We start from the raw sequence: 14,082 nt of genomic DNA on the forward strand, positions 1-14,082 counted from the left end.
GACTCACTTCCCCGTAGGTCCGAAGCGTTCGGTCCTGATCAACGCCGGGTCATACCCGAGCGAAACCAATGTGCCCGCGACGAATTCGACGAACCCGGTGGGTCCGCACACGTAACAGGTCACATCGGATGACGGTGGAATTCCGTACCGCACGATCTCCTCGGCCGTCAGCCTGCCCGGCGGTCTCGCCGACCCCGGCGGCGCCGTGCGCGTGAACGCACAGAACACGTCGACGTCGCCGGACATACCGGGCCGGTGCGATGCTTCCTGCACGGCAATGGGTCCGCGGTCCGGCCCACCGGCGCCGACCAACCCATCGCGCCGACCCGACTCAGAGAGAGTGCCCGACTCGGCAAGGGTGCCTGACCGGGCAAGGGGCGGACGACCGCTTGCCGAGGAACCGAGAGCATCGGTCAGTTCAGCGCGATAGTAGAGGTCGGCAGGGTCACGCAATGAGTAGATGAGGCGGAAAGGGTTGGTATCGGCCGAGTTCCGGTGGGCGCGGAGCATAGCGGCGAGGGGGACGATCCCGGAGCCGCCTGCAATCAGCAGCGCCGCTCCCCCACGATCGGGATTCCAGACGAACCAGCCGCCGACCGGCCCGCGGATCTCGATCTGCGCCCCGATCGGAAGGTCATCGACCAGATAGCCGGAGACCTCCCCGTCGGGCACGCGTTGCACGGTCAGTACGACGGTCTCGCCCTCCGCCGGTGCGGCGAGCGAGTAACTGCGAACGGCCTGGTAGCCGTCGGGGGCGGTCAGGCGCACATCCACGTGCTGCCCGGGAAGGTGGCCGGGCCAGCCGGGGACCTGCAGCGTAAGCGTGCGGGCGGACGGGGTCTCGAGATGCGCCGCGATGAGTTCGGCCGGCTGCCAGCGCATCAGTCGCCCTGGTAGCGCTGTTCGCGCCAGGGGTCGCCGTAGTCGTGGTAGCCGGCGGATTCCCAGAAGCCGGGTTCGTCCTGGTCCAGGAGGCGAATGCTCTTGACCCACTTGGCGGATTTCCAGAAGTAGAGGTGCGGGACGAGGAGGCGGGCGGGGCCGCCGTGTTCGGGGTGGAGGTCTTCGCCGTGGTAGGTGTGGACTATCCAGGCCTGGCCGTCGGTGAGGTCGGCCAGGGGGAGGTTGGTGGTGTAGCCGCCGTAGCTGGTGACGAGGGCGTATTCGGCTTGGGTTTCGACGGATTCGAGGAGGGTGTCGAGGGAGACGCCCATCCAGTCGGTGTCGAGTTTGGTCCAGCGGGTGACGCAGTGGATGTCGACGTGCGGGCGTTCCTGCGCCAAGGACATGAATTGCGGCCAACTCCAGGTGTATTGGCGGCCGGTTTCATTGGTGATGGCGAATTGCCAGCGGTTCAGGTCAACCTTCGGCGTCGGTCCGGCCGACAGCACCGGAAAGTCCTCGACCAGATACTGCCCCGGCGGCAGCCGATCGCTCTGCGGCCGTGGCCGTCCGTGAAATCCAGGCGAAAACACCATGGCGATCTCCTCCGGCGAGACAGCGGCCGTGACCTGCACGTCAGACTACGCCGCACCCCACCCGAACCGGTCGATTCCGACATCCGAGGCCGCCGAACGCGACGCGGATCCACGTGAGGGAACTCATGGTGCTGGGCTCTCGACGTTTGCCGCAATAGTTTCCCTCTCGCGGCAATCCGGGTCAGGTGAGGTGGCGGTTCAGGAAGCGGACGACGTCGGGGGTGACGGTGCGCCAGTATTCGTCGGTGTGCGCGCCGGGGGTGACGAGGCCGATTTCGGGGCGGGCGGTGGCGATGTATTTGCGGCAGCCGTCGATGAAGCGGTCGCGATCACCCACCCACAGGCCGACCGGGGCGGGGCCTTGTTTGTCGACATTGCGCAGCGGGTCGAGGTTGGTCCACTGTGCCTCGTTGATGAAGGCCTTGCGCTTGCTCATTTCGGCCCAGGTGGTGATCAGGCCGGGTGACATGATCGCGGTCGCGGTGACGGGCCGGGCGCGTTCGCTGCGCAGTCGCGAGTAGACGAGCGCGCCGAAGCCGCCCATGGAGGTGCCGGTGCAGGCGAAGGGCTGGCCGTCGAGTCCGCCGAGCTTGCGGGCGGTGAGCCAGCCGGGGACCTCGTCGAGCAGCATGGCCATCGGGTCGTCGCCGTTGGCTTGCCGATGCCAGTAGTTGTCGCCGCCGTCGACGGCGAGGAAGCCGAAGGGCCGTGCCAGGCGGGCGGAGACCGCGGCACTCAATACATTGGCGATGCCGCCGACCGCGGCGGTGTGCGCGTTGCCGTGCAGGCCGTGCAGCAGCAGCGACATGGGCAGGCCCTCGGTGGGCACGCCGGCGGGCAGGATGGTGACCACGTCGACGTCGCGGCCGCGGGCGACCGACCGGATCTTCTCGGTGCGGACGATGGGTTCGAATCCGACGGCGTGCAGGGTGCGGGTGGTGTCGCCGGGGTCGGCGTTGACGGCGGCGCCGACGGTCGCTCCGGCTGCGGCCAGGCCCAGCAGGCCCGTGGTGGCGAACAGCGATCGCCGGCTGAACGTCCGCGCAGCAGACCGGTAGTTCAGAACCATGGATCCTCCATCAGCACAACGACAGCTATCCGACGTATCGCTGAGCTACCTGCCAACGTCACGTAGACGGCCGTCACCATACCGATCGAAAGCAACGTGCGGTGAATATTCGGCAACGGCTACTTACCACTCTGCCCAACAGCATCGCAGGTACTCAGGCGTAACGCACGGACCACGGCCGATGCGGTGGTTCGAATCCGGCTGTGCCGAATATCCGGAGTCCCCGAATCAGCGGCTGTAGACGAGCCCGGTGCCGGTGGCGCGGTCGTGCATGCCCCGGCCGTCGGCATCGGTGAACAGGGCCGGGATCACGAACAGCAGGATGAGCTGCCGGACCAGGGCACGCACGAACCCGACGGGCGCGGCGGCGTCCACGCGCACGACGCGGAGTCGCAGGAAGTACTGCCCCGGCGTGAACCCGAACAGCGTGACCGCGGCGACGCCGAGCACGAACCACACCAGCAGCGTCGGCGTCGACAACGAGCTCATGATCACCACGAAGTGCGAGGGCGGCTGCTGGCCCTTGGGAATGGTCATCTTGGCGATGAGGTGATCGGCGTTGGGCCGCACGATGATCGCGGCGAGTCCGATGGAGATGAACCAGTCGACCAGCATGGCGATGATGCGCCGGGTCATCGGAACGAGTGCTCCCACACCGGATTGCGGCAGCCCGAGTTCCTTGCCGGGGTAGTCGTCACCGGGCGGGTTGTTGCCGGATTCGGCGTTCGGTCCGGACAGCCAGGAGCCGGTGATACGTGCCATGGTCTCAGCTTATGCGCCGCCCGCGAGCGGGTTTCGCGGCCCTTCCGGTCGGCGGGTGCGAGTTGCGGAGGGCGGAAAGATATATGGGCTCGTCCCATTGTCAGGCCGCTCGGGCCAGCGGTGGCAACTCTTCAGCATCGCGGTTTCCGGAGGTTTGCCAGGGCGGTGAGGTTTGTCACGACAGGGTCCCGGGACACGGTAAGTCCCCTATCTTTTCGGAGTCTTGACAGCGTGTTCCGGCAGGTCGGTGGCAGAATGCCGGTGCTGGCCGAGCCTAGCCCGGCGACTGCTGCGGCTGCCTCGCAACACCGGGGGCACCGACGAACCCCCGGCCAGCTGTACGTGTAACACTGGCGAAACACAGCCTTGATTGCAGGGAAACACCGCATCCATAGCGTCTGGCAGCGACGAACCCATGCAGTCACCATTTGGCTGGGAACCGATCCGTAAGGAGTACTAAGTGGCGTTCAGCACGGCCGACGAGGTCATCAAGTACATCAAGGAGGAGGAGGTCGAATACGTCGACGTTCGGTTCACCGACCTCCCCGGTGTGCAGCAGCACTTCTCGATCCCGGCGAAGGCGTTCACCGCCGACCTCGCCGAAGAGGGCCTGGCGTTCGACGGTTCCTCCGTCCGCGGCTTCCAGTCGATCGACGAGTCGGACATGCTGCTGCTGCCCGACTTCAGCACTGCCCGGATCGATCCCTTCCGTGCTGCGAAGACGCTGAACCTGAACTTCTTCGTGCACGACCCGTTCACCCGCGAGGCCTACTCCCGCGACCCGCGCAATATCGCGCGTAAGGCCGAGGAGTACTTGCGGTCCACCGGCATCGCCGACACCTGCTACTTCGGTGCCGAGGCCGAGTTCTACATCTTCGACTCGATTCGCTACGACTCGGCGATGAACGGCGCCTTCTACGAGATCGATTCGATCTCGGGCTCCTGGAACACCGGCGCGGAGTACAACCCGGACGGCACCCCGAACCGTGGTTACAAGGTGCGCAACAAGGGTGGTTACTTCCCGGTTGCCCCGTACGACCACTATGTCGACCTGCGCGACAAGATCTCGACCAACCTGCAGAACGCGGGCTTCGAGCTGGAGCGCGGCCACCACGAGGTCGGCACCGCCGGTCAGGCCGAGATCAACTACCGCTTCAACACCCTGCTGGGCGCCGCTGACGACCTGCAGCTGTTCAAGTACATCGTGAAGAACACCGCGTGGCAGGAGGGTAAGACCGTTACCTTCATGCCGAAGCCGCTGTTCGGCGACAACGGCTCGGGCATGCACGCCCACCAGTCGCTGTGGAAGGACGGCAAGCCGCTGTTCCACGACGAGGCCGGTTACGCGGGCCTGTCGGATCTGGCGCGTCACTACATCGGCGGCATCCTGCACCACGCCCCGTCGCTGCTGGCGTTCACCAACCCGACCGTGAACTCGTACCACCGTCTGGTGCCGGGCTACGAGGCCCCCATCAACCTGGTGTACTCGCAGCGCAACCGCTCGGCCGCGATCCGCATCCCGATCACCGGCTCGAACCCGAAGGCCAAGCGCCTCGAGTTCCGCGCGCCCGACTCCTCGGGTAACCCGTACCTGGCCTTCGCCGCCATGCTGATGGCCGGCCTGGACGGCATCAAGCGCAAGATCGAGCCGCTCGCCCCCGTCGACAAGGACCTCTACGAGCTCCCGCCGGAGGAGGCCAAGAACATCCCGCAGGCCCCCACCTCGCTGGCGTCGGTCATCGACAAGCTCGAGGAAGACCACGACTACCTCACCGAGGGTGGCGTGTTCACCGAGGACCTGATCGAGACCTGGATCGACATCAAGCGCACCCAGGAGATCGCGCCCGTCAACCTGCGGCCGCACCCCTACGAGTTCGAGCTCTACTACGACGTGTAAGCCTGACCTGCGCGAACACGTCTAATCCCCGCGTTCGGTACGCAGTGGGTACGCAGTAGGCGAGATTGAGTCCATTCGCTTCGTGATCACTTCGGCGATCACCTGGCGGGTGGACTCATCTGCGTCTGGCCACAGGTGGCCATAGGTGTCCAGGGTGGTCTTCGCATTCGCGTGGCGCATCCGAGCCTGGACAACCTTGATGTTGGCCCCGTGGTCAATCAGCAGGGACGCCAGGTAATGGCGTAGGTCCTGGAATACGAACTCCTCGGGTAGCCCGGCGATCGCGGGTCGGATCTCCCGAAGCCCGCGTTCGATCTGCCAGGGTGGCACAGGCTTACCGAAATCATCGGTGACTACATGATCACCTGGACGGGCCTGCACGAAGGCCGACAACATCAGTGCCAACTCTCGCGGGATCGGGATGGGGGCTTCCGACCCGGGAGTCTTGAGCGGCTTGGCAGGCCACTGTTTCTTGGGGTGAACAATGCCCCGGATGAAATCGACATCAGCCACACGGAGCCCCGCAGTCTCCGCGATTCGAAGCCCCGCGAAGGCACCCAGGAGTACGGCGGCGCGCAGATGCTCGGGCATCTTGTCGTAGATCGCCCAAACCTGTTCGGTGGTAGCGCAATAAACTTTCTGTTTTCCGGCGGGCGGCGAAGTTCGCTTCGAGCAGGGGTTGCGCACCAGGATGCCGTCCAGCACCGCGTCCCCAAGAATCTGCGAGAGCCTGCTATGCAAGGCATAGACGTAGCTAGGCTCATGGCCGCGTTCCTTCAGCTTGGCAACCCAGGCTTTTACTGCGGACGGTCGGACTGCGGACAGCTGGATGCTGCCGAACTCATCCTTGATCTGAGCTATGTGAACCTTGGCCTGGCGGACCGTCGTATCACGATGCACCGCATAGCCTTTGATCCATTCATCGCACCACTCCCCTACGGTTCGCTGCGCATCGCGCGGTGCAACGTGAACTCCGTGAACCAACGCAGCGAGCTGTTTGTTCAACCATTCCTGAGCATCGACTTTGCGGGCAGAGCGCTTTGAGACCTCCTTGCCCGCATCATCGACATACCGTGCACGCCAGCGCTTTCCAGTTCCATGCAGCTTCGACGGAACACGGCGCGTGGTGCCGTCGTCCTCGCGGACGGTCTTGTACCAGAGGTCTTCGACCCCGGCGCGGCGGTTCCGTCGAGCTGGCATGGTCAGACTGCCCTGTCGCTGGCGGTTGCGGCTTCCTGTTCGGCGATCCATGCGTGAATGACGCTTTCCCGCCAGACCCGGCGGCGGCCAAGCTTGAAACTCGGTGGGCCGGAACCGATGTGCGCCCAGTACCGCCAGGTGGCAGCGGGGATGCCGGTCAACTCCTCACAATCTTTGGCCTGGAGGTAGCGATCATGAGTCATCAGGCCACCACCGTAGATAGCGCGAACTTGGTCGCGACCGCTTGGATCAGGCCGTTGAGACACCCGCAGGTACCACCCGGTCGGGTCCAAGGTGCACCGCCGCACAGAGGGCAGATTTCCCAGCGGGCGGCCTCGTGCCGGAGGATGCATTCGGTATCGGTGCAACCGTGCCGATCACACCAGATGCAGATTCCGGCGAAGCTGAACCGCAAGGGCTTCAGTGTCCCCGCTTCGGGCCACAGGTCCGATTCCGACACCCCCAACAGCGCGGCCATCGCGTAGCGGTGGCAAGGGTAGGGAGTGCGCCCTGAGCTGATCCATCGTTCAACGGTTTTCGGATCGACCTGGAGCGCGATGGCGGCGGTCTTCGGGGTGAGGTGCGCCCGCATGAGGGCCTCTCGGAGTCGGAGGTTGATGGCCATCAGGCCACCTCCTGTCCGACCAGCACCGCGTCCAGATCGAGGATGCGCAGATTGGACAGATCCAGTCCACGTTCGCGACCGAGGTAATTCGCTGCCCGCTGCACCGCGCGCCGCAGGTCCGCGCCGCGTACGAAATATTGCACCCCGGCGAGGTCGTGGTGTTCGGCCGATTCCAGGGCCGCCTTGATGGTCTTCGCCAGGCGGCCCGCTCCGTACTTGTAGGACAGTTCGACCTCGATTCCCCAGATCTTGTCGTAGTCCTCGGGATCGAGCATCCAGGCATCATGGAGATGGAACCCCTCGTCGATGCGGCGCCGCAGGATCCGCTCACTGGTCCAGACATCCGGGTCGGTGTCGATGCCGGTCAGTGCGTAGCGCAGGTGTCCGACCGCCGTGAGGTGCGCAGCCGTGGTGGTCTTCGGTTCCCAGTCGCCGGGGTCGAAGTCCAGCATGCCCCATGCCAGTTGACGAGTCGGCCAGACCCACAGCGGCCCATTCGGTTTCGCGTCCGGTGCGTCGAAGAACGAGCGCCGCCAGGACCCCGGCGACCCGGAATCCAAGCGGGCCACGTGACAGTTTTCTGTCTGGTACCAGCGGCGCACCATGTTGTAGAGCCGCTCGGAACGCATCCCGGTCATGCGGCCCATCGTGGCCACCGGCATGCCGTACATCTGCGAGAGCCATTCGAACCACAGGCTGTCGTAGCCCTGCAAGCGGATCTCCGGTGTCTTCTTGGTCATCGGGGCACCACCGTCAGTGTCGGCGCGGTGGTCGCCGCGGGCTCGGCCAGGATCATGCCGTAGGTGCATTCGCAGCCGATCGCGGTGCCGTCGCAGACCGGGCACACTCGCCAGCGGGATGCATGGTGCCGTTGGGTGCATCGGTCGCTAGTGCAGCCGCGTCGCTGGCACCAGATGCAGATCCCGGCGAAGGTCAGCCGTGACGGGAAGAAGGTGTTCGACAGATCGTGGTGATTGAACGCCAGGGTGCTCGGCGACAGTTCTTCCTCGGAGTAGCCGATGTCGGCCGGGGTCACGGGGTGACCGCAGATCTGTTCGAGCACTTTCACCATCACCTGACACGAGCGTGCCGAGGGCTGGTGCTGGCCGGACTTGTAGCGCGAGAGTGTGCTCCCGTCCGGGGTGACCGGCTGCCCGCCGTCCTGGCGGCTGATCTCGCCCATGAGTCGCGCGAATCCCTTGTTGGATAGCCGCAGTTCCCGCATGAGAGCGGCAAGCTTGAGGTTCGGGGTGTAGGAGCGGCCGAGGTGCACTGTTGCGGTGGTCATCGGGTCGCCTCCTCGATCGTGGTGACCATGGAGTGAGTGATTGCGACCATGCCGAAGGTGCAGGTGCATTCGATCGCCGCACCGTCGCAGATCGAGCAGATTGCCCAGTCGGCGGCACGGTGACGGTCGCGGCATCGCTGGTCGGTGCAGCCGCGCCGATGACACCAGATACAGACCCCGGCGAAGGTGAACCGGGACGGGAAGTAGATCCCGGACAGAATTTCGAGGCCGGTGCTGGTGTCCAGCAACATGTTCGGGTAGCCGATGTCCGCCGGGGCGAACGGGCTGTGCGCGAGCTGGCTGAGCACATCCAGCATCACCTTGCATGCGCGTGGCGTCGGACAATGCTGTCCGGCAAGGTATTTCGCGATCTGGGTGTGCGAAGTCGCCAGTGGCTTGCCGCCGTCGAGGCGGCTGGTATCACGCATGCGCCTGGCCAGGCTCGTGTTACTGAGCCGCAGCCCGCCCATGACGACCGCGAGCCGGATATTCGGGCTGCCAGTTCCGGTCTCGATCTGCCGACCGGGACGATGGGGTTGCTCTACTACGATAGACATTGCTTCAGGTGTTCCTTTGCATCGCTGAAGTGGGTGAATGACCGAAGCGGCGGCAACCGCCTCGGAAGTGGGCTCCTCGGTAGCTGAAACTGCCGGGGAGTCTTTTGATTTGGCCGGTACTGAGGACTACAACCGGTTCAGATAAACGCGCCAAATGTGGCCAACTCGAATGTATGCCCGCAGACACCTAGTCGTCTAGACAAGCTGGAGATTAACCGAGATTCGGTAGAACGTACTGTCAGCGGGCCGAGAACTCGTACTCAAGTAGATACGCGCTGGCAACCTTCACGGTGTCGCATACTTCAACAGCAATGTCGTTGGTGTCGTAGGCAGTTCGTACGACGGTCAGCACCGGCACCCCGGCCCCGATCTCCAGCTCGCGCTGTTCATCGAGGGTGGGTATACGAGCTCCGACTTCTTCAGCGAACCGAGCCAGGACATGTCCCGATTCCTCCAGGCGCGCGTAGATCCCGCCAGGACCGGTATCGACCTGTTCGATCGCAGTTCCCTCAGCGAAGGCAACCGGCAGGTAAGAGGTCGCCAGCTCGACCGGTATCCCATTGGCCAGGTACCGCCGTTCCCTGACCACTACCTCTGAACCGGGGTCCAGGCGAAGACGTTCAGCGACAACGCGATTTGCGTGTTCCCGACGAACATGGATCCTATCGACGCCAGGGATAAACCCGGATTTTTCAGCTTCGATCGTGAACGCAGCCTTACCGGCTGCACGATGTTTCCGCGCGAATCGATCGGATGCCAACCGTCGAATTGGTACCTGCGGAAGGACGAAGACGCCGCGGCCGTGCTGCGGATGCACCAGTCCCTCCGCGCGCAGCTCTTGTATGGCTTGGCGAACTGTCATGCGAGCGACACCGAAGTGTTCCACCAGTTCGGCTTCCGACGGTAGGCGCTCCCCCGGCGCTATACGCCCCATGACGATCGCTTCGCGGAGAATCGCTGCGATCTGGCGATACGGGGGTCGGTCATCAGTTCGATCTACCGTCCCCAAGGTCAACATGATGCTGCCTTCCCGCTCTTTCGGCGCTCGTCTAGACCACCTAGTTTAAGCTGGATGCCGCAGGGCACCCAGGTCTCGAGCCTTATCGACGGGAGCAGACGGTTGGCATCCACCCCGAAGCACTCCGTCAGCGTCGCTGGTGTCGTCGTTGACGATCAGAACCGGGTCCTCGTGATCCGCCGGGACGACAACGGGCACTGGGAACCGCCCGGCGGCGTCCTTGAGCTCAACGAATCGATCGAAGAAGGTGTTCGTCGCGAAGTCTTCGAAGAGACCGGGGTCGCGATCGAAGTCGAACGCCTAACCGGCGTCTACAAGAACATCACGCACGGAATCGTCGCACTTGTGTTCCGGTGCATAGCCATTCACGGTGACGGCCACCCGACCAACGAGGCCCGCGAGGTTCGATGGATGTCAACCGACGAGGTTCAAGACTCCATGGACCCAGCCTTCGCGGTCCGCATTCTCGACGCCTTCAGCGATGAGCCACAGATTCGCACACACGACGGCGTGAACCTGGTTCATTCCTGAACAGCCGGCGGGGTGGGGGCGCATGAGGCGGCGGGCAGGCTCGCCCTGCCCGCTTAAGGCCCGCCGCGGGTGCCGCGGTTCCGCCGTGTCAAGTCTGGATTCCCGGTCGCGGAACCGTCACCGTGGACACCGGGCCGCCGCCCGGGGAGCCAGACTTGACAGGGCGGCGGCACCCGTAAAATCAAGCGCCCCCGCCCCGCCCGCCGGACGCGGCAGGCCCCCGAAAAGGCGAGCCCGCAACCAACCGGCCATGACGCGAAACTCGATACTTCAGCCGTCAGAGGATAAACGGACCAATTAGAGCGCTCTAAAAGCCCAGGAAGAATCGCGAAAATCCTTGTCTACCTTCCGCGCAACTACGGTCCAGTAGCAGACAGAACTAGGGGCGAAACCCTGTCTACCTTCGCGGAAACCCCTGTCTACCTTCGGAAAAACCCAGGTAAAACACGATGAGCTGAGTGATTGAGTTTTGCCGGTCCGCTTAGCGCTCCCACCACCCCTGATCAGGCTCTTTCGGCGTGAGCGGTGCTCTCTTCTTCAGGATCACAAAACACCCACATCAATGTGTGTTTTGTGATCCTGAAGAAGAGAGCAGTAGATGAGATCAGGGGTGGTGGGAGTGAGAAACTGTGTGAGAGCAATAGTTTGGTTATCAGATATGTAGGTAGTTGGGTTGGGTGCGTATGCGGCGGTTGAGTGCTGGGTTGCGTTGGGTAATAGGTGCGTGCGCGGCGGTTGAGTGCGTAGTGACGTCCGGAGCGCTGGCGCGGTGGTGGCGTCCGGCGTGAGCAGTTGCGCCCGAGTCAGTCCGGCCCGGTGCGAACAGTAGCGCCCGTGGGTGGGGTCTGGGCGCGCGCCGAATTGTAAGGGCGTCCAACCTCCCGTCAAGGGGCGAATTTCCTGTGCGGCCAGGTGATTCGGGTGCCGGTTCGGCGAGGGAAATTCGCCCCTTGAGCGTGAGCCTCCTGGACGCCCTGGACAGGCGGTGAGGGCAGGCGCAGGGCCTGCCCCCAGGGACACGGCGCACGCCCAGACCAGTTCCGTTGTCCCTGTTGGGAATCCACGCATTGACACGTACGTGTCAACACCGCCAGCGGATCAGCAGATGTTCCGTTTTGAACACCCGGCAGGTGATTCAAATGGATCACCTGGTTGGTTCCTGTCAGTTGACACGTACGTGTCAACTCCCGGAAGGACTTTCGGTGATCATGACCGATTCCGACACCATCACCGGCCTACTCGTCTCCGCCCTCGAATCCGCGTGGGTGAAAATCCGCCACCTGCACCCGGACGTGCCCGAGGTGGTACTGACCGTGGGAGCTGGATCGGCCGGCGGAGAGCTGACTCTCGGGCACTTCGCCCCGTACCGCTGGATCCGTGGTGAGTACGAACTCCACGAACTGTTCATCGGTGGCGAAGGGCTCCAGCGCGGCGCGGTCGATGTGCTGGGGACCTTGTTGCACGAGGCCGCCCACGGGCTCGCCGTCGTCCGCGACATCAAGGACACCAGCCGCCAGGGCCGCTGGCATAACGACCGATACCGCGCCCTTGGCGAAGAACTCGGGCTCACTCTCGCCCAGCATCCCAAGATCGGATGGTCGATGACCACAGTCCCCGACGACACCCGCGACCGGTATCGAGACGAACTCGAAGAACTCGCTTTCGCACTGGTCGCCTACCGGCGGCGCGAGCCGGACCCGCGCGGCGGCCGGAAGTCCAGCAATAACGGCGTCGCCGCCGCGTGTGACTGCGGCCGGAAGATCCGCGTATCCCGCAGCGCTTACGAGGCAGGGCCGATCTACTGCGGAAACTGCGATAGCCCATTCGTCACCGACGAAAGCTGACCACCCTTGTCCGCCTCGATGTCCGCCCTCTGTCCACCCGGCGGACAGAGGGCGGACACAATTGGGCTCGAAGATCACTCGGATTCTCGATCGCCAACCGGTTGCATTCACCATGTTCGCTACCGTGGTCAACAACCATGATCGGTTGTCCGGGGCGGACATGGTCCCAGGCCAGGGGGCGGACACCGGGCCGGACACAGGCTGTCCGGAACCTTTCCAAGATCACTCGCCGGTACGCAGAAGGTACGCAGTACGGCTGACGCGCAGCAGTTTCAGCTCGCACCCTCCAACACGGAATCTGCTGGTGGCGGTACGTAGACAACATGACCGACATTCACCAACGGCCAGAACGTAGTCCGAGCTCTACTACGACGTCTAAGTCGAAGAGACGCAAGCGTTCTCAGGAGCCCCATCCACAGTGTGGATGGGGCTCCGCCCTTTTCAGAGGGTCAGCTCCACCCTTTTCGGGGTCAGTGGGTGAGGAGGGCGCAGCTGCCGGTGACCGGGGCGGCGGCGAAACGGGCCATCAGGAAGGCCTGAGCGGCGGGGGCGAAGAGGGCACCGGCCGTGAGGTGGTCGCTGCCTGGGTATTCGATGTATTGGACGGGGAGGCCGCGGGTGCAGTAGTCGGTGGCCAAGGCGCGTTCGCCGGACGCGACGATCACGCCGTCGCCGGTGCCGTCCACATTGCCGGCACCGAAGATCATGGGGGCCTTCGGGGTTCCCGCGCTGCCCATGCGGTTTTCGGACAGGATGGCGGCGAAGGCCGGGATCGCGCGGTAGTCCTGGTATTGCGGTAGCAGGAGTTGGGAAAGGCGGAGGCCGGGGTATCGGGGGCCGGTGGCGGCGCAGTGGTCGGTTATCTGGGACATGACCTGTTTGCCGTAGTCGGTGAGGTACGGGGTGAGGTCGAGGCCGAAACCTCTTGCGGCGCCTTGCAGTACGTAAGGCAGGACGAGGGCCCATTGGGGGCTGCCGTCCACGTAGTCGATGGTGGCGGCCATGTCTGCGGGCATACCACCTGCGGCGGTGCCGATGATGTTCAGCTCGGGGGCGTACGTGGGGGCCAGTTCGGCGGCGAATTCGGTGGCTATCGAGCCGCCGGAGAATCCGGTGACTCCTACCGGAGTTCCGGTGGGGGCGTCGAGGGTGTGGAGGGCAGCGCGGATGCCGTCGAGGGTGGCGGTGCCGGATTGGCGGCCGGCGCCGTAGGCGAGATTCGTTCCCTCGTAATCGGAGACGACCACGGTGAATCCGGCCGCCAGGTATCCGGCGATGATGACCGCGTCCGGCAGGGAACCGCCGCCGCCTCCGCGCAGCATGTAGGAGGGGTCGCAGTCGGGGGTGAGGGAGTCGTAGGCGTTCTGGTACGAGATCAGGCGCGGCGGGGTGGAGGCGAGGGGCGGGCGGATGATCGTCGCGACGGTGGCGTCGGGTTCGCCTCGCTGGCTGGTGGTCCGGTACAGGACCTGGGTGGCCTGGATCGGCAGTGGTATCGCGGTGGGCGCCAGTTGCACTGTGCGAGAACGCAATACGGTGCCGGGCTCGGCGCCGGCCCATCCGGGCGGGCCGTTGTAGAACGGGTCGTCGGCGGGTCGCGTGACCGCACTGTCGGCTGTCGCCGGGATTGCGCCGATCGATGATGCGAGGACTGCGGCAGCTACCGCCGAGACTGCTGCCCACCATCGAAAACGTGCCGACATCCGAACTCCCATCGCGACTTTCGGGCCGCCGCGGCATTGCGGTACGGCGATGTACCGCAACGCTACGTCGGCTCTGCGATCTTGCGGGAGCCCCGAGAGTTCGGGCCCCG

At 64.5% G+C, this 14,082-nt stretch carries 14 protein-coding genes; 3 read left to right on the top strand and 11 right to left on the bottom strand.

The genetic code is table 11. The features are described from left to right. Window positions 1–3 precede the first annotated feature (3 nt). The 4 genes from ACIP5Y_RS09425 to ACIP5Y_RS09440 all read right to left on the bottom strand — a co-directional run bounded on the left by ACIP5Y_RS09425 (window position 4) and on the right by ACIP5Y_RS09440 (window position 3,309). Window positions 4–882: a ferredoxin reductase gene (locus tag ACIP5Y_RS09425; RefSeq protein WP_400349238.1), complete on the bottom strand. Its 879-nt coding sequence runs from the start codon at window positions 880–882 to the stop codon at window positions 4–6. Next, the gene (locus ACIP5Y_RS09430; protein ID WP_400349240.1) at window positions 882–1,478 is read right to left on the bottom strand and encodes a molybdopterin-dependent oxidoreductase; all 597 of its coding nucleotides are present in this window, start codon (window positions 1,476–1,478) and stop codon (window positions 882–884) included. The genes ACIP5Y_RS09425 and ACIP5Y_RS09430 overlap by 1 nt, the downstream gene beginning before the upstream one ends. 181 nt (window positions 1,479–1,659) lie before the next feature. Then, the gene (locus ACIP5Y_RS09435) at window positions 1,660–2,547 is read right to left on the bottom strand and encodes an alpha/beta hydrolase (RefSeq protein WP_400349241.1); all 888 of its coding nucleotides are present in this window, start codon (window positions 2,545–2,547) and stop codon (window positions 1,660–1,662) included. 228 nt (window positions 2,548–2,775) lie between these two features. Continuing rightward, window positions 2,776–3,309 (bottom strand): RDD family protein, encoded by a 534-nt coding sequence (locus ACIP5Y_RS09440; RefSeq protein ID WP_400349243.1) that lies wholly within the window; start codon window positions 3,307–3,309, stop codon window positions 2,776–2,778. A gap of 460 nt (window positions 3,310–3,769) precedes the next feature. Here ACIP5Y_RS09440 and glnA point away from each other — a divergent pair, with 460 nt between their 5' ends. Further along, the gene (gene glnA / locus ACIP5Y_RS09445; RefSeq protein WP_400349245.1) at window positions 3,770–5,206 is read left to right on the top strand and encodes a type I glutamate--ammonia ligase; all 1,437 of its coding nucleotides are present in this window, start codon (window positions 3,770–3,772) and stop codon (window positions 5,204–5,206) included. 21 nt (window positions 5,207–5,227) lie between these two features. On the opposite strand, the gene ACIP5Y_RS09450 is transcribed toward glnA, so the two are convergent. From ACIP5Y_RS09450 to ACIP5Y_RS09475, 6 genes are all read right to left on the bottom strand, one after another. Further along, window positions 5,228–6,457 carry a tyrosine-type recombinase/integrase gene (locus ACIP5Y_RS09450; RefSeq protein ID WP_400349246.1) on the bottom strand — a complete coding sequence of 410 codons (1,230 nt, stop codon included), beginning with the start codon at window positions 6,455–6,457 and terminating at the stop codon, window positions 5,228–5,230. Window positions 6,458–6,608: 151 nt separating this feature from the next. Continuing rightward, window positions 6,609–7,031, bottom strand: coding sequence for a helix-turn-helix domain-containing protein (locus ACIP5Y_RS09455; RefSeq protein WP_400349248.1), 423 nt, complete (start codon window positions 7,029–7,031; stop codon window positions 6,609–6,611). After that, window positions 7,031–7,771 carry a hypothetical protein gene (locus ACIP5Y_RS09460; protein ID WP_400349249.1) on the bottom strand — a complete coding sequence of 247 codons (741 nt, stop codon included), beginning with the start codon at window positions 7,769–7,771 and terminating at the stop codon, window positions 7,031–7,033. The genes ACIP5Y_RS09455 and ACIP5Y_RS09460 overlap by 1 nt, the downstream gene beginning before the upstream one ends. Beyond that, the gene (locus ACIP5Y_RS09465) at window positions 7,768–8,319 is read right to left on the bottom strand and encodes a hypothetical protein (RefSeq protein WP_400349251.1); all 552 of its coding nucleotides are present in this window, start codon (window positions 8,317–8,319) and stop codon (window positions 7,768–7,770) included. Before ACIP5Y_RS09465 ends, ACIP5Y_RS09460 begins: the two co-directional genes overlap by 4 nt. Next, on the bottom strand, window positions 8,316–8,789 hold the full coding sequence (locus ACIP5Y_RS09470; RefSeq protein ID WP_400349253.1) for a hypothetical protein: 474 nt from the start codon (window positions 8,787–8,789) through the stop codon (window positions 8,316–8,318). The genes ACIP5Y_RS09465 and ACIP5Y_RS09470 overlap by 4 nt, the downstream gene beginning before the upstream one ends. A 325-nt stretch (window positions 8,790–9,114) precedes the next feature. Then, on the bottom strand, window positions 9,115–9,894 hold the full coding sequence (locus ACIP5Y_RS09475; RefSeq protein WP_400349255.1) for a GntR family transcriptional regulator: 780 nt from the start codon (window positions 9,892–9,894) through the stop codon (window positions 9,115–9,117). A 102-nt stretch (window positions 9,895–9,996) separates the two neighbouring features. Here ACIP5Y_RS09475 and ACIP5Y_RS09480 point away from each other — a divergent pair, with 102 nt between their 5' ends. Then, complete coding sequence (locus ACIP5Y_RS09480; RefSeq protein WP_400351213.1) at window positions 9,997–10,425, top strand: NUDIX hydrolase; 429 nt, start codon at window positions 9,997–9,999, stop codon at window positions 10,423–10,425. A 1,208-nt stretch (window positions 10,426–11,633) separates the two neighbouring features. Further along, a complete protein-coding gene (locus tag ACIP5Y_RS09485; RefSeq protein WP_400349257.1) occupies window positions 11,634–12,269 on the top strand; it encodes a hypothetical protein in 636 nt (211 codons plus the stop codon). Window positions 12,270–12,739: 470 nt separating this feature from the next. Here the strand turns inward: ACIP5Y_RS09485 and ACIP5Y_RS09490 are convergent, their stop codons facing one another. Further along, entirely contained in the window at window positions 12,740–13,972 is a 1,233-nt protein-coding gene (locus tag ACIP5Y_RS09490) for a lipase family protein (protein ID WP_400349259.1), read from the bottom strand. Window positions 13,973–14,082: the final 110 nt, after the last annotated feature.

The organism is Nocardia sp. NPDC088792 (genome assembly GCF_044750615.1).
Taxonomy (GTDB): domain Bacteria; phylum Actinomycetota; class Actinomycetes; order Mycobacteriales; family Mycobacteriaceae; genus Nocardia.